The sequence below is a fragment of the Shewanella insulae genome (assembly GCF_009831655.1).
Classification (GTDB): domain Bacteria; phylum Pseudomonadota; class Gammaproteobacteria; order Enterobacterales; family Shewanellaceae; genus Shewanella; species Shewanella insulae.
In genome coordinates this window covers 208,417-226,486 of record NZ_WRPA01000003.1, presented here as the reverse complement: position 1 = coordinate 226,486, position 18,070 = coordinate 208,417, and the positions used below count along the sequence as shown (strand labels likewise).

Genomic DNA, 18,070 nt, shown 5'->3' with positions numbered 1-18,070 from the left:
AAACGGCATAAATGCCAAAAAGCCAGCACTTTGCACATTAACTAGCCATGCAGTTAAATTTCTCCAAAAAAGCGCTTGCAGGATAAATATCAGCGCTATATTATACGCGCACTCCAAACGGCAAGGGTCACAGAGACCTGGTTTGAAGTAGTTAACTAGACACTTAGTTTAGTTGCCCGAATAGCTCAGTCGGTAGAGCAGAGGATTGAAAATCCTCGTGTCCCTGGTTCGATTCCGGGTTCGGGCACCACAATTTAGCCGGCATAGCTCAGTTGGTAGAGCAACTGACTTGTAATCAGTAGGTCCCGAGTTCGACTCTTGGTGCCGGCACCATATAAAACAGCCTCGACAATGTCGGGGCTTTTTTATATCTGCATTATTTCAACTCTTTGCTTCAATTCTTTATATTTAGCTCCCTCCTCTTGCATTTAGCCGCCCTCTTATAGCCAACGATTATCCCACCTTCCCTGTTAATGCCTTCATGGCATAGGCTAGAAAGCAGACTAAGTTAGAAAGCAGGCAGTAAAAAAGGAGCCCTAGACTCCTTTTTGATTTGATGAAATAGCTAAGGCTACTTCCAGCTACGCATCTTATAGCCTTTCACCGCATAAAAGAGGATAAACAGGTAACACGGCAGCATCACCATATAACCACCCTGCTGACCGAGCGAGCTAGCCGAACTGGTCAATCCCCAGAACAGCGGTCCGAAGGCGCCACCTGCTATACCCATCACCAAGAGTGCCGAACCTGTACTGGTCAGTTTGCCCATGCCAGATAACGCCAGCGGCCATACCGCGGGCCAGACGATGGCGTTAGCCAGGCCCAGGAAGGCGATCATCAACAGAGTATCTGGCAGCATGGCGCCACCGAAGGGAACCAACAATGCGTTGGCGATAGCATAGGACTCGTTGTCACCAAACAAGATCCCCAGCGTCAGCAATAGGCCTAGTATCGCCGAGATCATTAGCGCCTTGGGCTGAGAGATGAAACGGGGAATCGTAAGGATACCCAGCGAGTAGCCGATGACCATACAGATCATGGTATAGGAGGTCATCACGCCATAGTTCTCGACCCCAAGAGAGAGGGCGAAGGTGCCTATGGTGTCGCCGGCTATCACTTCCACCGCCACATAGAAAAACAGTGCCACCACACCCAAGGCCAGATTAGGGTGAGACAGTGCCTCACGGGTATGTCCCTTGGTGCCATGCGCCTGCTCGTCTTCATTTTCAAGCTCAGGCAGGGGCGACTTCTTCACCAGCAGCGCCAGCACGCCGATAAACACAGCCATGCCCAGATAGGGGAACACCAGGCCATTGGCCATCTCGTCGATCTGCGCCTGGGTCAACTCAGCGCCGACTCTGTCCTTAAAGCTGTCGAGGATCAGAGCGGTAAACACCAAAGGCGCGATCACACCCGCGCCCTTGTTGAGGATCCCCATGACACTCACACGAGCCGCTGCCGACTCCTCCGGGCCGATTCTGACCACATAGGGATTCACCGCCGTCTGCAGTAGGGTCTGCCCCGTGCCCATCACCAGCTGCGCAAACAGAAACAACGCAAACACCTGCGTCTTGGCCGCGGGTATGAATAGCAGGCCGGCGATCATCATGATCCCCATGCCCATCGCCATGCCCGTCTTGTAACCCACCTTACGGATCACCCAGGCCGAGGGCAATGCGGTAAAAGTCACGGCGATATAGAAGGAGAAGAGAATAAGGGAGGCTTGAAGCGGGGTGAGTTGCAGGATCTGCTTGAGGTAAGGCATTAAGGACCCATTTAGCCAGGTCGCAAAGCCCAGAATAAAGAAGAGCCCGGCAACGATCGCCATGGGGATCACGCTGCTGCGCTTACTTTCACTATTTAATGTCATTTCCATAAGCCTGTTTTCTTATAGTAATTAATCTTTGGATATCAGCTCGTGATATCGGCTTGGTACATTTACAGCTTGGGCGACAAGTTGCCCCCTTGTTTCATCGATGTTAAAACATAAACAGAAAAAAGACAACGCTGTCATTTTAGCTTTTTAGCCTTTACAGGCTAACTCAGCGTATTCCTTGTTAAATTATCATCCACAAGACTTAAACCTTGATGAAGATGCCACGCTTATACATCCAGTAGAGCAGCAGCCACTGCACCAAGAGCAAGGCGCAGGCAGAAGCCAGTGGCTGTATATCTATCGGCAGCGCCTGTATCGCACCGCCAAATAGGCTACCGGCAAGGTAGTCCCACTTCACCAGACTCGATGCCAGATAGATGATGATGGCATTACAGCCTATGACAACAAACACAAACGCCAATCTGTGCAGCTTGATCACATCCACCAGCCCATAGAATATGGCTATCAAGATGAGGCTCCAGCCCAGGGTGACCAAGACAAAACTACTGGTCCAGAGATCTTTGTTCACCGGAATATATAGGTTCATCGACCAGCCAAGCCCCAGGCTGAGCAAGCCTGCAAGTAACAAGATGCCAACCTTGGCCCACTCTCCCTTAGGATGAGGCTTGACGATGAAGCGACCGGTAAAGACGCCGGCCAGGGCATTGACTATGGCAGGAAGGGTCGAGAGGATCCCCTCAGGATCTGTCGCCCTGCCCTGGTAACTAATACCGGGCAGAAACATGCCATCCACATAGGCGTTGATCGATCCAGACATGGAGAAGTCCCCCGCCACGCCGCCAGGAACAGGCATCCACAGCTGCATTGCGCCGTATCCAAAGAGTATGCCGATGGCAACTAAGATCTGCGTCTTCAGCCCGGTATGCCACACCAGCAAGGCGGCGAAGAACCAGGCAAAGGCGATACGCCCAAGCACGCTGGCATATCTCACCTCATCTGCCGCCATCGGCATGCCTGTGCCCCAACCATGGTTATAGAGCACGCCAAACAGGAGCAGCAGCATCAAACGCTTTATCGCGTGGTGATAGAGGGGAAGACGCTCAGACCAGGGCAATGAATCCAGGCGCTTTGGCGATAGGCCTAAGGCGACGCCTGAGAGGAAGATAAAAAGGGGGAAGATAAGATCATAGAAGGTAAAGCCGTGCCACTGGCTGTGGTGCATCTGGGCATCGGCGATACTCCAGCCCTGCCAGCCGGTCCAGACGAGCAGCGCCGCAAACAGCCCCTCGCCCCCCAAAATCCAAAACATATCGAAGCCCCTTAGGGCATCGAGTGACATCAGCCTGGATTTAGCAGCCGGTTTTGGATGGGTATCTGTCTTAGGATCCATCAGGAGCCTCTCTCTTATCGTTATTATTATAATCAAGCCCCAACGCATTAACCTTAGGGGCTGATGTCTACAGTGTTAGGTTCTGCTGGCTAGGCTTCATATACCAGCTGGCCATCTATGTAGGTGCGCGCCACTTGGTTGTCGCTGTCCAGCAAAACCATATCCGCCCTGGCGCCTATGGTAAACACGCCGCGCTGACGATGCCCGATAAACTCTGCGGGATATCTAGCCGCCATCCGTAGCGCCTCTTCGCGAGCCACACCTAGCAGGCTAACGCTGTTGTTGACCGCGCCAATCATATCCAGCACGCAACCGGCAAGCTCGCCCGTTACGGCATTTAACCTGTCACCGCGGCGCACCACCTGGGTGCCAAACAGCTCGAAGCTGGCATTATCGTCCATGCCCACAGGCGGCATGGCATCTGTCACCAACATCACCTTGCCCCTTGGCTTGGCGGCGATAGCTACCCTGGCCGAGGCCGGATGCACATGATGACCATCGACAATCAGGCCGCACCAGGCATCCAAACTTTCGAGCGCCGCACCCACCATGCCCGGCGCCCTGGAGTCCATGGACGACATGGCGTTAAACAGGTGGGTGAAACCGCTTGCCCCGGCCTCCAGCGCCTTAATAACAGTGTCGTAGTCGGCATTTGAGTGACCTAGACAGACGTTGACGCCACATTCGACCAAGGCATGAATCACCTCTGGCGCCACATTCTCCGGCGCCAGTGTCACCACCTTAGAACCCAGATCATCGCGGGCAAAAATTGCCAGTTCTTCATCTGAGATACGACGAATATAGTTTGCCGGATGGACGCCCTTCTTAGGCACACTGAGGTGCGGCCCCTCGAAATGGATCCCCAACACGCCAGGTGTATTCAGCGCTAGGGCCTCGGCCACTGCATCGGCTGCAGCATGCATCACCTGAATATTGTCTGTGATCAGGGTCGGTAAGAAACCCGTGGTGCCAAACTTGGCATGGGCCTGACCTATGGTCTTTATCTTCTCGACACTGGGCGCGTCGTTGAACAGGGCGCCGCCGCCCCCATTGACCTGAACATCGATAAAGCCGGGCACCAGGGTGCCGGTAAGCAAAATGGGCTCGACGTCACTCGCCTTGTCAAAGGAGACGATACGCCCATCTTCTATGGTGATGGCCTGGTTGTGGTGGAAGTGTTCACCGTCGAATACCCGCTCGGCAATGAGTGTCTGTTTCATTTATTCTCCTGGCAAAACATCATCTGCGACTAGCTATTTGCGACTGGCTAAGTGACACAGGCTATACCTGGCTCAAGCCTAACTGCTGACGCGCATAATAGGCGGCGCCTAACTCAGGCGGGGCGAGGATTGGCGAGATCTTGTCGACCACTCGCTTATCCAGCCAGGGGGCCAGAGGCTCGGCGAGACCACCTATCATGGAGAAACGCGGCGGGTGGATCTCAAACAACTTGTGGGCCAAGGCACTGATGTAATCTGCACCCTCAACCACTATCGCCTTAGCCACCTCATCATGGGCCTGTGCACAAGATAACACCGTGCGCGCCAGGGTGGCGTAACAACCGGATGATTTGCCCGCCAGCTGCTCGACTATGCCCATGGCATCGCTCACCTTGAAGTGCTCCAATAAACGCTCGGTTAGCTGGGTAGCCGGGCCGAAACCATCGAGATCTAGCAGCACCTGCTGCGCAGCCTGCAAGCCGAGCCAGGCGCCACTACCCTTGTCGCCCAAGGCAAAGCCGTGCCCACCAAGACTCAAGGACTGCTCCCCCACGTGAGCATAGCCGCAAGAACCAGTCCCCGTGATGATCACCGCACCATCACCGCCCTTATGGGCGCCGATACATGCGGTGTGCAGATCTGTGGTGACATACATCTCTTCGAAGGGATGCTGCCATGCTTTGATCGCCTGATAGAGATGCGCGACATTGACTCCAGCCAGGCCTACGCCCGCCACCAGTGTCTTGCTGTCGCCAGCTTTTAGTCCGGCGTCTTGTAGGGCGAGCTCGGTCGCTTGCGAGATAGAGTCGAAGGTATGTGTCAGGCCGTAAAGCGGATTCGCACGCCCGGCCACACCAGTGCCGATCACACTGTCATCGGCGGCGTAGATAGTCGCGCGGCACTTGCTGCCACCACCATCTATGCCTATGACGAGGGCCTGTTCCTCTGTCTGGTTAAATCCCATTACCAACCTCTTTCACAGTTTTATTATCCAGGGCATCTAGCATCGCCCGCCCTGACCACTGACTAAGTTAATGTCATGTTACAACAAAAATGACAACGCTGTCATTTAAAATTATCACTAAATTTGTGACAGCAAACTTCTCGGTCACTGCCCGGCTAACGCCTCTAAGGCGCCCAGATTTTTATTTGCTATTTAACAGAGAGGAAGCGGTTATCGGCTCTTCGATAACCGCGCTAGCTTGCATTACATTTTCATTAGCTGGCTTAAGTCGCTTTTTCATTAGCTAGCTAAAATGAGCTATTTAGGCCAGTAGACTAATGCTGTCAGCGAAATACTAATTGACCTTGAGTATGCGCCCCTTGCGGATACCATCGGCGGCGACGCCTCTGACCTCGACTCTACCTGAGACGCTAACCGCCTCTGTATATTGCTGCCACTGGCCGCCATCGACTCGATACTCTATTCCAAGCCCGGGATAGATGCTGTTTGCCTGCAGGTAACCCTCCTTGATCTTGGCGCCTAGGGTTGGCACACGATAGGCTATCCCTGCCCTATCCAGCTTGGCCAGCTCCTTATAGCCTAAGGTGTTGGCAAAGGTCTGCCATTGAGCTCTCTGCTTCTCACGCATCTCGGGGGTGAAGTAGTTAGTCTCGGCGCTGTATTTAGCCCCCTGATATTGATAAGGCACTTCCCAATCGGCCTTATGCCAGGCCCTTTCCGCTAGGACTAACAGGCGAGGAAACACCATATATTCAATTACTTGGTCTGAGCGAATCGTCTCGCTCCACAGCTGTCCCTGGATCCCTTTGAAGCGGACACCTTGATTAAGTGGACCGCTGATTCGCTTGCCCGCATCATCGAGCTTAAGGGTATCGTCGGCCTCAAATGACTTACCTTCGATATCCGTCCACTGCTCGGCGTTGGCCGGTAGGTTGTCGGGCATAAAGCTAAACAGCTTGCGCTCGTTGGTGCTGCGACTCGCCCAATAGTAGCCATGTTCTTTCGGATCGGCTTCGTAGGGGAAGTCGAAATAGAGTACCTCGGGATTACTCAGCACTGTATCCCAGCCCAAGTTGGCCTGTGCATGGGCGCGCTTATGGCCGCCATGAGCAACCACGTCCCAGATGTTGGACTGATTCTTTGCCGGCATACGATCAGGTCGTGTATGGCTCATGCCATCACTCCAACCCGCAGTTTCAATCCCTTTATCGGCCAGCATATTCGCCAGCCGCTCGATGAAATAAGCACCAAAATGTGCCTCGCTCTCAAGGCCGCTCTCTTTGTCTGCTAGCAGTGCCTGACAGACAGGCGACTCCACCCAGGCACCGGCGGTTTCATCGGCGCCGATATGGTAAAGATCCAGGCGTTGGCCTGCGGCCTGATGCAACTTGGAAATTTCGCTCACCACCTTATCGACGAAGTGATAGCTGGACTCCATACAGACGTTGATCGTGTTGTCATCATAATATTGAATCGAGGCGTACTGCGTCTTATCGAGCGGGTCGATAAGCCGGTACTCGTTGGCTCCGGCCTCATTACCTTCGGCCATCAGGCGACGATACCTGGCCTCCATCGACTTGATGGCGGCGCGGGAATGCCCCGGCATGTCCATAGAGGGAATCACCTGAATATGCCGGGCAGCTGCATACTTGAGGATCTCGATATAATCTGCCTTGGAGTAGTAGCCGTTAACCTTGCTGTCACCATCTGGACCACTGCCCAGCTGAGGCAATAGACAGGTATCTTCCTTCAGATCGTGGCAGCGACGACTGCCCACCTGAGTAAGCTCGGGCAGCCCATCTATCTCCAGGCGCCAGCCTTCATCATCGGCCATATGCAGGTGTAACTTGTTGAGCTTATAGGCCGCCATCTGATCCAGTAGCTCTAAGATAAACTGCTTGCTGTGAAAATTACGCGCAACGTCGACATGCATGCCGCGAAAGCCATATCTTGGTTCATCTTGGATCTGCATGGCATTAAGTGACAGGTTGTCGAGCGAGATGAGACTCGTCAGCGACGCCAAACCATAGGAGAAACCTGCATCATCGCTCGCGTCTATGGTGATGCCATCAGAGGTAATATCGAGGCGATAGCCCCCTTCGGCGAGTTTAGTCGTCGACGGCTCTAACTTGAGTAGAATACCTTGAGGCGATGGCTTAACGCCAAGGCGGGCCAGGCGCGCCAAGGCCGCGTCGACAGATTCCTTAGCTACACCGCCAGCATCCAGATGATAACCTGAGGCAAGCGATATTACCGGACTTTGACTCTCTATGATTTGTCGCTTCGGCGTTGGGATAATCGCGTTGACGGCAAGCTCAGGGCGGCTCTCGATATCTTGGTTCGCGTCAAACAATACCTTAGGGGTCGCCCATGCTAACCTGTCTGTATCGCTGCGCTTATATTGGCTTTCGGCGCTGACATATGCCTCAACATAGGGGCGCTGCTCCATGCCTGTGCTGGCATCCACGGTGAGCTGAGTGCTGGTGATAACCTCAGGTTGAAGGCCGGGAACGACAATATAGTAGTTGGGCATGGCATCGGTTTCCGACAGCTGCCATAGCTCCCCAAGAAAGGCGATATCGACCGGCTGACCCTTGTAAAAGCCCTTGAACTTGTCAGTAGGCGTGATGCGGTGCAGGTCCCCTTTCACTTGGGTTAGCTCAAAGGCATCGCTTAGCACCTGCTTCACCGGTCGCATCTGGCTGTAGTAGATGGCCCAATCCTTACGGTCAAAATCAACACCTGGGATTAGCTCAATCTGGGCGGCAAAACAACGACCGTCGACACCGCTAGAAGTGCACTGCTGAGGATAATTGGTCAGAGTGTGATAGTTGACCGCCAGACTAGTGGCAAATTGATGCAGCGCCTGTTGCGGCTCGCTGTCAACAACTTGCTGCGCCGCGGCGCCTTCATCCTTGGGGACTTGAGTAGTGGTTGGCTGACTGCAGGCAATCAGTCCTAGGCTAATGAGTAATGTTATTGGTATGAGCTTATTAATCATTGTTATCCTCACTTTTCTCAACTTGAACGTTCAAGTCTCATTGCAGCTACCCTTCCCCATCAGCATCGGCAATAAGCTTCCTGCTATTGCGATATCTGAGATAGCCACCACTTTATGCCAATCCTAATAAATAACTGTTCAAGCGAACTTGTTAAAACGTTCGATAACTGCATTACTTTTTTGATTTTAGAATAACTACTTACCTAAAAATCCAGCCTTGCTCTCAAACGTTTTCCCTGCGCTATTGCTGATCACTTACTTATTGCGCTTGGTCTTTTTTGCCGCCGCATCTTGGCCGATTAACAAAAATGCCGCCGCGAAAATAGATCATCGTCAGACTTGTACAAATCTAGCGGCTCCCCGAACCCCACCTGGCAATTACAGGCAATCTAGAATTGGCAAGTAATCAGGCTATAGAAAGCGTTCTGGCTTTAGAAACCACTCAGCCATCTGACAATGAAAGAAATCTGTTTATTTAATCTGAATCTCTGCAAGACAACGAACGCCCTGCTGTGCCGTGCCGCGCTGTGCTTTGCTCGCTCTTACGCATTTCCCTAGAGCCCACTCATCAGGCGTCACTCTAATCCAGAAAAAAGCGCTAGATGCATCATGTATCAAGTGCCACCGATAAAGGCGCCAATTGAGACATAACACATCTAGCCATCTCTAGTATCTGGGGAGAGACTATAGGAAAAAACAAACACAATAACCATTGCTACAAACTTAATGGCTACTGCCAATGCACAAGTTAGGAGACCTCTTCCTAACAATGCAAACCTTACAAAACAAACGTGCCACACAAGCAAATGACAACGCTGTCATCGGTTAATCTACCTAATAAAGAACAGAATTTATACATTTTTTTGACATTGTGAGGCAATTTTTTATCACACCGCTGAAAGCCGCCGATCACAGATCGCTGCCATAGAGGCCGAACAAAGCCTTCTTCACCACACAAAAATGACAACGCTGTCAACTATTGATAACATTCGGAGAGGCTAACAGTACTCAGAGTCGAAAAAACACTAAACAATGAGTGTTAAGTGTCCATATTAGGAGAGGAACAGAACAAGGATGTGTAAGGCGAGAGATAACCGGAGTAGTGATCCCTAACACAGAAAAGTATTTAGCCCCCCAAAGGGTAGAGATCAGACTGGCTTAACGTCTTTTCACTCCAATTTAGGGCTTGTTTAGGGCCAGCTCGAAACATTAATACTTGCGCTTTTGCCCCCACTAGCGGTAAAAGATTAACCCAGCGTTTCTCTGGTTAGGCAATTAACGCTTGAGACAGACACCACAAACTAAAATTAACTAAGGTAAGAATATGGCGAAGATAGTCCCCCTTTCAACGGAAAAACATCTCAACATCAAGCTGACCCATTCAAATGATTTCAGCCGTTTCAGCAAAGAGCACCTGATCCCGGTATTGGCCAGAGAGATCCCCAGCCTGGCGGCCGAATTCCCTATCGTCTTCGTGAAGAATGGTGAGACGGGCCAGTTCATCCCTGTGGCTATCATGGGGATCGAACCCGAAGTCAACCTATATTGCCAAAGCAACCAATGGGATGCCCCTATTAGCCCAATTGGCTTTAGTAATGCGCCCCTGTCGATCGCCAGAACCTCGGAGGAAGGCGACAACGTGATCGTCTGCATCGATGAGGAGAGCCCAATGGTGTCTGAGACAGAAGGTAACCGCCTGTTTACCGATGAAGGAAAGCGTAGCGAGTACCTGACGGCCAGAACCAATGCCCTACTGGATGTCGCCGCTATGCATCAACAGACTCAGGCGGTTTGCCAATTCCTGGCAGACAAAAACCTACTGGTGTCACAGCAACTGACCATTAAGCTGGAAAGATCTGAGCAGAAGATCAATATCAATGGCGTCTATCTGATCGATGACAAGGCATTGAACGAACTGAGCGATGAAGATTTCCTCGAGCTAAGAAAGAAAGGTTTGCTGCCGATTGTTTATGCCCACAGAGCCTCCCTCAATCAGATGTCGCGCCTCATCGCCAAGCAAAATCAGTTTGATAAGTTGCAATAACTTTTAAGTAGCAGAGCCGATGATATGAGAGTACATAAATATCGGCTCTGCTTTTTTGAGCCCTGATGCCCCTCGTCTGGCTAACACCTAGGCCAAACCCAAGTTAACATCTCTGCATACCATATTTGGCAATCTTCTCGAGCAAGTCTCGATGAGCTGGTAGCTCATTCACCAGATGCTCAGCCAAGTTGGCTATCTGTTTTCCCTGTACTTGCCAGGCTTCTCTTTGCTGCTCACTCGCCACCTGCGTGTTCGTTGGGTAGTGCATGCCATAGAGCACATACAGGTAGTTTTCTAAATCAAACACCTCAAACTTACTGAAGAAGTCCTGCCTTATGGGGGCGTGATCTCGCCACAGTTTTAGCCGGCTATTAAGCTCACACGGAATCGTCGCCGGATCGCGATTATCGACCCAGAACGCCGAGTCACTCCTGTCTGACAGGCAATAGTGCATCTTGATAAATTCGACAACACGCTCCCAGGCATAGGTCATCACCCGATTAAACTGTTCAGCCAGCAAAGCCAGCGCTTCACTATCTTTTGGTAAACGGTTGGCGATGTAGCCTGCTGCAAAATCGGTCAGCAAGATAGAGGTTGCCTCCAGGGGTTCGAGAAAGCCTTGCGCCAACCCCAAGGCTAGGCAATTTTTATGCAAGAACTCCCTGCGATAGCCAAGTTTCATCGGCAAAACCCGGTATTGATACTGAGCAACATCCTGACCGAGATAATGTGACAGCTTTTTAAGCGCCATGGCATCATCCATATACTTAGAGGAATAGACAAAACCGACGCCACGCCTATGGGTCAAGGCGATATCCCATATCCAACCGGCCTGATGGGCCGTCGCCAGGGTATAAGGCGGAATCGCTTCTTCTTCACCTATGGGCACCTGAACGGCAATCGCCTTATCGGCAAATAGCTGATGGGACTTATCGACAAAGGGCACCTTGAGCGTCTTATCGATAAGCAAAGATTCAAACCCACTGCAGTCTATGTAGAAATCGGCGCTGATGCTGCCCCGGTTATCGGTTTCCAGGGAGGCAATCTCGCCATTATCCTTGAGCATAACCTCACAGACTTTGGCCTTAATATGCTCGACATTGAAACGCCTGATGGCGTTATCCGCTAACAGCTTGGCAAACTTGGCAGCGTTAAGGTGATAGGCATAGCCCAATGCCCCTTCATATTCGCTGTGGGTGATACGTTTAGGCGCCCTACCCGCTTCACACACCTTGTGTTGGGGCGAAACTAGGTCACCATAGGCTTGTTGGCGATTCGCTAGCCAATGCTGGGTAAGATCTTCACCCAGAGGGCTCGGCATGTCGAACAGGTGATGATAGAAGTTCTCTGCTCCATGCCTGTCCTTATCCATCCAGTTGACGAACTTGATCGACTGCTTAAAGGTTACATCACATTGACGGATAAACTCAGACTCGCTGATGCCGAAGCGTTTCAGACTCTGACGAATGGCTGGCACTGTCCCCTCTCCGACACCTATGATGGGGATATCTGGTGACTCCACCAACATAACGCTAACGTCCTGGCGATGTTCAAGGGCCTTACCCAGGTGATTGGCCGCCAACCAGCCTGCCGTTCCGCCCCCTAATATCAAGATACGCTTAATGTCCATGGTTTCACCTCTTCCCCACTCTTGGTCTAATTAAAGGTCGGTGCTAATAAAAAGCCCAGCTTATGCCGGGCTTTGTACACTCATGTGTCGATTAGAAACGCAGTGCGACACCGACCTTGTATCTTGCTTCGCCTTCGAAGCTCCATACCGGGTAGTTATCTTTAAACTCGGCAATCACATTTTCGTTGTCGACTGGTGAGACACCTATCTGAATGCTGTCTTCCTCTGTGAGGTTAACGGCTTCGAAGGTCAAATCCATCCAATCGGTAACGCTGTAGTTCATGCTCAGATCCAGCGAACCATAGTCTTGGTGCTGACGGTTACCATAGAAGCCTGGCAATTCACGGATCATATATTCGCTACGCCAGTTGTAGGCAAGACGGGCAGAGAAGCTATCCATCTCGTAGTAGCCCACTAGGTTAACCGTGTGCTTCGACGAGTCAGAGAATACTCCCACCTCATCAGGATAGTTCTCGGCAGGTGAACCGGCATCGGCGAAGGTATAGTTAACCGAGTAGCCTAAGCCATTTTCGAACGAGTCTTGCAGCTGCAGCTCAACCCCTTCGATTCGACCACCGTTAGCATTGTACTTCTCGCTGACTGTCCAACAGTCATAAACACCTACACCGCAAGCGCTACCACCCTGTGCTTTAAGATCGTTGTCTTCGATACCAATCTGTTGGTTAAGCTTCTGACGTGTGGTGATGAAAGAGCTCACATCTTTGATAAAGTAGGTCAAAGAAGCCAGCCCCTCGCCGCCGAAGTACCATTCCAGACTCACATCGGCCTGAGTCGCCTTAAAGGGATCCAGAGCAACAGAACCACGGTTAAGCTTCTCGTTACCCGGCGTGCCATCGTTCAAGCCCGGCAGGGTTGAAGTGGCAAACAAGTCTGCGTAGTTAGGACGAGACATTACCTGAGCAGCCGTGGTACGCAGCAAGAGATCTGGTGCTAAGTCGAAAGTCACGTTGATGCTTGGCAATACGTCACTGTAGCTCGACTTATCTGTACTCAGTTCGTCGGCAAACTGACCGCTTGAACTCAGCGCATAGTAATCAGACTCAATATCGGTCGAGATGAAGCGCAGACCGAAGTTACCTCGGATCCCTTCAGCCTCGAAGTTCGCCATGGCGTAAGCGGCCAGGTTCTTCTCATTAAGGGTGCCGTATCCAGACTTGTCGCGGGTAAAGCCATCGACTGAGGCCTTAGCATCACGGATCATGGCATCGAAATTAGGCTTAGGCAGGGTAAAACCTGCACCAGATGAGATGGTGCCAGAGTAGTATTCGGAGGCATCCTTAGCCACGATATCACCCACGATAGCCGCATCTGTTTGCTGAGTCACATCATGGTCTGCATAGCGTACACCAGCCTTAATCGCTGTGATGGCACCGAAGTCGACCGGGAAGGTCAGGTCGACCTGCGCATAGGTTTCTTCATCTGTGTTAGGCTGTTTCTTCAGTGCCCAGCCTGCCGTCGCCAGCTGATCGTTAAAGTCACCGGCGTCGAAAGACTTATTGGCGATATCGATCAGAATCTTCTCACCTGTCGCATCGTAATGGCCGGCAAAGTCACCAGGCTGGCCGATAGAGTTACCATAGTTAGAAGTTAGACTGGTACCACCATCCGCCTTGGTATTACCTACACGACCTTCGAGGGTAAAGTTGTCACCCTCATATTTAAAATCCAGATCATAGGTGTCAGACGACATCTCAGCTTCACGTGCCCAAGTCTGTGCCCAGGCAAAGCCACCCTCACCCGTATGGGTGATATCGGTACAGACACCTGCGGCGTTGGTCTGATTACAGGTGCTTACGCCTTGCTGAGTCGGGAAGAGGAAAATAGAGGTGTTGGCGTTGTTTGCCTTGAGATCCAGGCTAGTCACCGTTAGGCCAAACTCTAAATTATCGGTCGGACGATACTGGGCTGCTATGTTATAGGCGGTGCGCTCACGATCTTGCTGAAAGGTAGTCGGCACAATTTCCCCCCAGCCCAGCAGGGTCTCGATACCGTTACGCTGATAATCGGTTTGAGAGCCAGCAGCTGAGACCAGAACACCGAAGGTCTCGTCCTCGTTTGCCCAGCTATACAGGCCAGAGAGGGCAGGATCTGTCTCTTCAGAGACGGTACCATAGTCGCCCTTGGCACTTAGAAATAGTGTATTGGCTTCTAAATCTAAAGGTTTACGTGTCTTAACCACCACGGTGCCACCAATGCCACCTTCGGTAATGTCAGCCTGAGAAGACTTATAGACTTCAATGCCACTGATCATCTCGGGCGGTAGCAGAGAATAGTTAAAGCTACGGTCGATGGCCTGTTGGTCAAACCAACCTGTCGAGGCAACAGAATGACCATTTAACAGGGTACGGGTTAACTGAGCCGAGGCACCACGAATCGACACCTGCTGACCTTGGCCAAACTGACGGTTAACGCTAACACCAGGAATACGACCCAGCGACTCTCCTACGTCACCATCAGGGAACTTACCTATATCTTCCGCCGTGACGGCGTCGACAACGGCATCAGAGAATCTTTTGGCGTTAATTGACGCCTTCATCGAAGCACGCAGACCACGTACTTCAATTTTTTCAATATTATCAGTATTGACCGCTTCTGCATCGGCCTCTGCCGCTAAAGCAGAAACTGACACTGCACCACTCATCAGCAGGGCAATATTTGTAGCTAGTACACTTTTCTTAAAAGTAGATGGTCGCATCTCGTTTCCCTTCCATAACTTTATTATCTTTTTTCGTATTCATAACCATTCCCGAAGGAATGACAACGCTGTCATGTGAGTACAAAGATTACACAACAATTAACAGATGCGCCACAACAAAATAACCAAAAGCGGGAATTTCTTTGAATTTATACATTTATCAAACAAAACGTCTTCATCGAACTTGCCCGCAAATAGCTGATAATAAAGTATAAAAATTACTTACTTTCGAGATAAGGCGAATGTAATTTAGGATAGAAATCAATTTGATGATTGCTTAATAGCGTAAAACTCAGCAATATTGTCGCCAGGGGAAGTGAGATCTGCTGTGTAACCATACAGTACATTGTTTAAGACATATTTGAATTCTGAAGTAGCCAGATGCTGCGCAGACACAAAGAGTATCCGCTAGATGAAAGTCACCATTAATGACGTCGCCAAATATGCCGGCGTCTCAATAAAAACGGTTTCACGGGTCACGAATAACGAGCCCTCGGTTCGTCAAGCGACAATCGATAAAGTCAACCAGGCGATTGCCGCACTTAATTACCAGCCAAATGTGGCAGCCCGTAATCTAGCCGGCACTAAATCTTATGTGATCGCCTTTGTCTACGATAATCCCAATGCCTACTATGTCATTGACATGCAAAATGGAATTTTGTCCTCCTGTAAACAGAGAGGCTATGAACTGCTCATTCACCCCTGCGATGCTAAGTCGGAGAATATCTGCCAAGAACTAGTCGATATGGTGCGTCATGCAAGACTATCAGGCTTGGTACTAACTCCGCCGCTATCGGAAGATCCAAAAGTCTTGGCGGCGCTGGATCAGATAAATGCCAATTATGTTCGCATTATCGCCGGGGAAGAAGTAAGCCCGAGCGACGGCTTGTCAATCCTGGTCAATGACAAACATGGCGCCATCTCCATCACCCAGCACCTTATCGATCTGGGTCATAAAAATATCGCCTTCCTGAGCGGTGATCACCAGCACGAATCCACCAAGGAACGCCTAGCAGGCTTTAAGGCGGCCTTGCAAAGTAATCAGTTATCGCTAGACGAATCCAACATAATCAACGGTCAGTATTCCTTTGAGTCGGGGGTAGAGGGCGCAAAAACATTGCTAACCAAGGCGAATCGCCCAACAGCAATAGTAGCCTGTAACGATGAAATTGCCGCGGGGGCCCTCTTTGCGGCTAGGCTCGCAGGGGTTGCGATACCCGAGGAACTCTCTATCGTTGGCTTCGAGGACAGCCCCTTCTCGAGGCAAACCTGGCCTAAGTTAACCACTGTCCATCAACCCAACAAGTTAATCGCTCAGACGGCGACAGAGTTACTTATCGAGAATCAAGGCAACAAGCAGAGTGAAACGACGCATCAGGTCTTTATTCCTGAGCCAGTGCTGAGAGACTCATCGGCAAGCCCAAGGGCTTAGGGTTTGAAACCAGACTTTGATTGAGCCTTTCTACAGACAACAAAAAACCGCTGATATGTCAGCGGTTTTTTATAACTTAAACGGCTTCTTCATTCTCTTCACCGGTACGAATTCGAATCACACGCTCAACTTCGGTAACAAATATCTTCCCGTCACCTATCTTACCCGTTCTCGCGGTATCGACGATAACCTCGAGTGCTTGGTCTAGCTGCTCATCCTGAATAACCAGCTCAATTTTCACCTTAGGCAGGAAATCCACCATATACTCGGCGCCGCGATAAAGCTCCGTATGTCCTTTCTGGCGTCCAAAACCTTTGACTTCAGAAACCGTCATGCCGGTAATACCGATCTCCGCCAGAGATTCACGCACATCATCTAACTTAAACGGCTTAATTATGGCCTCGACCTTCTTCATCAAACGCTCCCTAAAATTCTGCTAACCCAATTCGACAAAACTTAAATTTATTAGACATTAGCTTATCACGTCCATTCAAACCGCCAAAGATCATTATATCGAGAGGTCAAATGATTCAATATTCATAGAGCAGAACAATATATGCACGACCACTAAACCTGAGCCAGCTCATCTATACTCAATAAACTCGCCCGAAAAACGAGTAAAAGTCATTGCAGGAAGCATAGACTAAATACAGCAAGGATTAGCCATGAAACATCATAATGGATTTACGCTCATCGAACTAATGGTCACTCTCGCCGTTGCGACCATTCTCCTCTCTACGGCCCTACCTAACCTCACAGAGCTCTATCAGGCCTACCGAGCCGACGCCGCAGTTAAGATCATTCAGCAAACACTTCAGTATGCCAGGAATACAGCCATCAACTATGGCATACGGGTCACCGTATGCCCCATTAAAGATAATCAATGCACTAACGACTGGCACCTTGGCCTAGGAGTGTTTACCGACTCAGGCACCAGTAACCAGCTCGATGGAACTGACAAATTACTGATGCAAACAGGCCCATTTGATAGTGGAGATTTTGTCTACTACAACCGTGCAGCGGCTCGCTTTCAGCCCGATGGGCTAGCATCAGGCACCAATGGAACATTAAGGTATTGCCCTGGCTCTGCCGATAGCCCCTATTCGAAAGCGGTCATAGTCAATCAAGCCGGTAGAGTACGCTTCTCAAAGGAGAAAAACATCAGCTGCAACCAATAACATAGGTATGACTCACTTAACACGCCAATTTTAACCCAGCTGACAAATTATTGGCATTAAAAAGAATAGCTTATATATACTGAAATCCTAAAACTTCTCGCTTATACTAGTGTTAAGTAAATAGAGGATTTTACTCATGATAAAGAATAAAAATGGGTTCACGCTCGTCGAGCTCATGGTGACCATTGTCGTTGCAGGAATCATATTAACCATAGGGCTACCATCATTAATTTCAGCCTATGAAAGCGTCAGAGTAAATCGTAGTATCGAGCGCATCCATAACTTAATGTCTTTTGCCAGAAATCAAGCAATAAGTTACGGTACGACAGTCAATGTCTGTCCATTTGCCTCAACAACCTCTTGTGGAACGGGTACTGATTGGAAAGGGGGAATAAGAGTCTATATAACCGATGCAGGGGGAACCGATAAAGAACTAAGAGCGATAGATAATTTCAACAGTAAAGACTCCGTCAAGGGATCCGGTCCACTGATTACCTTTAGTGCAGATGGTTTATCTTCCAGCGGCTCAATTATCTATTGCCCAAATGGCAAGGCAAGCGATTCTCAAAGTGTGACAATAAGTAGCAGCGGACTTATATCTTATGGTGCAGATGGAAATAGCTGTTAGGAAACTATCCCCGGTGAAGAGAAAAGTCCC

General features: G+C 50.4%; 12 protein-coding genes and 2 tRNA genes. 6 read left to right on the top strand and 8 right to left on the bottom strand.

What is annotated here, in order from left to right; genetic code table 11:
- Nucleotides 1-174: 174 nt before the first annotated feature.
- Both GNT65_RS05380 and GNT65_RS05375 read left to right on the top strand, forming a co-directional pair.
- Nucleotides 175-250, top strand: a tRNA-Phe gene (locus GNT65_RS05380).
- 7 nt (nt 251-257) lie between these two features.
- A tRNA-Thr gene (locus tag GNT65_RS05375) sits at nt 258-333 on the top strand.
- A 238-nt stretch (nt 334-571) separates the two neighbouring features.
- On the opposite strand, the gene nagP is transcribed toward GNT65_RS05375, so the two are convergent.
- The 5 genes from nagP to GNT65_RS05350 form a co-directional block, all read right to left on the bottom strand.
- Complete coding sequence (nagP, locus tag GNT65_RS05370) at nt 572-1,876, bottom strand: N-acetylglucosamine MFS transporter NagP (RefSeq protein WP_420853499.1); 1,305 nt, start codon at nt 1,874-1,876, stop codon at nt 572-574.
- 202 nt (nt 1,877-2,078) lie between these two features.
- Nucleotides 2,079-3,227, bottom strand: coding sequence for a transmembrane glucosamine N-acetyltransferase NagX (gene nagX, locus GNT65_RS05365; RefSeq protein ID WP_160794137.1), 1,149 nt, complete (start codon nt 3,225-3,227; stop codon nt 2,079-2,081).
- Between the two features lie 89 nt (nt 3,228-3,316).
- A complete protein-coding gene (gene nagA, locus GNT65_RS05360; RefSeq protein WP_160794135.1) occupies nt 3,317-4,447 on the bottom strand; it encodes an N-acetylglucosamine-6-phosphate deacetylase in 1,131 nt (376 codons plus the stop codon).
- A gap of 61 nt (nt 4,448-4,508) precedes the next feature.
- On the bottom strand, nt 4,509-5,411 hold the full coding sequence (gene nagK / locus GNT65_RS05355) for an N-acetylglucosamine kinase (RefSeq protein ID WP_160794133.1): 903 nt from the start codon (nt 5,409-5,411) through the stop codon (nt 4,509-4,511).
- A 334-nt stretch (nt 5,412-5,745) separates the two neighbouring features.
- Nucleotides 5,746-8,412, bottom strand: coding sequence for a family 20 glycosylhydrolase (locus tag GNT65_RS05350; RefSeq protein WP_160794131.1), 2,667 nt, complete (start codon nt 8,410-8,412; stop codon nt 5,746-5,748).
- Nucleotides 8,413-9,736: 1,324 nt separating this feature from the next.
- Here GNT65_RS05350 and GNT65_RS05345 point away from each other — a divergent pair.
- On the top strand, nt 9,737-10,456 hold the full coding sequence (locus tag GNT65_RS05345) for a SapC family protein (RefSeq protein WP_160794129.1): 720 nt from the start codon (nt 9,737-9,739) through the stop codon (nt 10,454-10,456).
- A gap of 103 nt (nt 10,457-10,559) precedes the next feature.
- Here the strand turns inward: GNT65_RS05345 and GNT65_RS05340 are convergent, their stop codons facing one another.
- Entirely contained in the window at nt 10,560-12,086 is a 1,527-nt protein-coding gene (locus tag GNT65_RS05340; protein ID WP_160794127.1) for a tryptophan halogenase family protein, read from the bottom strand.
- A 91-nt stretch (nt 12,087-12,177) separates the two neighbouring features.
- Complete coding sequence (locus tag GNT65_RS05335; protein ID WP_160794125.1) at nt 12,178-14,802, bottom strand: TonB-dependent receptor; 2,625 nt, start codon at nt 14,800-14,802, stop codon at nt 12,178-12,180.
- Nucleotides 14,803-15,214: 412 nt separating this feature from the next.
- Here GNT65_RS05335 and GNT65_RS05330 point away from each other — a divergent pair, with 412 nt between their 5' ends.
- Nucleotides 15,215-16,234, top strand: coding sequence for a LacI family DNA-binding transcriptional regulator (locus tag GNT65_RS05330; protein WP_160794123.1), 1,020 nt, complete (start codon nt 15,215-15,217; stop codon nt 16,232-16,234).
- 76 nt (nt 16,235-16,310) lie between these two features.
- On the opposite strand, the gene GNT65_RS05325 is transcribed toward GNT65_RS05330, so the two are convergent.
- Nucleotides 16,311-16,649, bottom strand: a complete 339-nt coding sequence (locus GNT65_RS05325; RefSeq protein WP_011864914.1) for a P-II family nitrogen regulator — start codon at nt 16,647-16,649, stop codon at nt 16,311-16,313.
- Between the two features lie 250 nt (nt 16,650-16,899).
- On the opposite strand from GNT65_RS05325, the gene GNT65_RS05320 reads away from it, so the two are divergent.
- Nucleotides 16,900-17,412: a GspH/FimT family pseudopilin gene (locus GNT65_RS05320; protein WP_160794121.1), complete on the top strand. Its 513-nt coding sequence runs from the start codon at nt 16,900-16,902 to the stop codon at nt 17,410-17,412.
- Nucleotides 17,413-17,548: 136 nt separating this feature from the next.
- The gene (locus tag GNT65_RS05315) at nt 17,549-18,040 is read left to right on the top strand and encodes a GspH/FimT family pseudopilin (protein ID WP_160794119.1); all 492 of its coding nucleotides are present in this window, start codon (nt 17,549-17,551) and stop codon (nt 18,038-18,040) included.
- The last annotated feature ends 30 nt before the right edge of the window (nt 18,041-18,070 follow it).

Bases quoted from the DNA above. Each gene is read 5' to 3' on its own strand.
- GNT65_RS05340 (WP_160794127.1), bottom strand. From the start codon at position 12,086: ATGGACATTAAGCGTATCTTGATATTAGGGGGCGGAACGGCAGGCTGG.
- GNT65_RS05345 (WP_160794129.1), top strand. From the start codon at position 9,737: ATGGCGAAGATAGTCCCCCTTTCAACGGAAAAACATCTCAACATCAAG.
- nagA (WP_160794135.1), bottom strand. From the start codon at position 4,447: ATGAAACAGACACTCATTGCCGAGCGGGTATTCGACGGTGAACACTTC.
- GNT65_RS05325 (WP_011864914.1), bottom strand. From the start codon at position 16,649: ATGAAGAAGGTCGAGGCCATAATTAAGCCGTTTAAGTTAGATGATGTG.
- GNT65_RS05330 (WP_160794123.1), top strand. From the start codon at position 15,215: ATGAAAGTCACCATTAATGACGTCGCCAAATATGCCGGCGTCTCAATA.
- nagK (WP_160794133.1), bottom strand. From the start codon at position 5,411: ATGGGATTTAACCAGACAGAGGAACAGGCCCTCGTCATAGGCATAGAT.
- nagX (WP_160794137.1), bottom strand. From the start codon at position 3,227: ATGGATCCTAAGACAGATACCCATCCAAAACCGGCTGCTAAATCCAGG.
- GNT65_RS05315 (WP_160794119.1), top strand. From the start codon at position 17,549: ATGATAAAGAATAAAAATGGGTTCACGCTCGTCGAGCTCATGGTGACC.
- GNT65_RS05335 (WP_160794125.1), bottom strand. From the start codon at position 14,802: ATGCGACCATCTACTTTTAAGAAAAGTGTACTAGCTACAAATATTGCC.
- GNT65_RS05320 (WP_160794121.1), top strand. From the start codon at position 16,900: ATGAAACATCATAATGGATTTACGCTCATCGAACTAATGGTCACTCTC.
- nagP (WP_420853499.1), bottom strand. From the start codon at position 1,876: ATGGAAATGACATTAAATAGTGAAAGTAAGCGCAGCAGCGTGATCCCC.
- GNT65_RS05350 (WP_160794131.1), bottom strand. From the start codon at position 8,412: ATGATTAATAAGCTCATACCAATAACATTACTCATTAGCCTAGGACTG.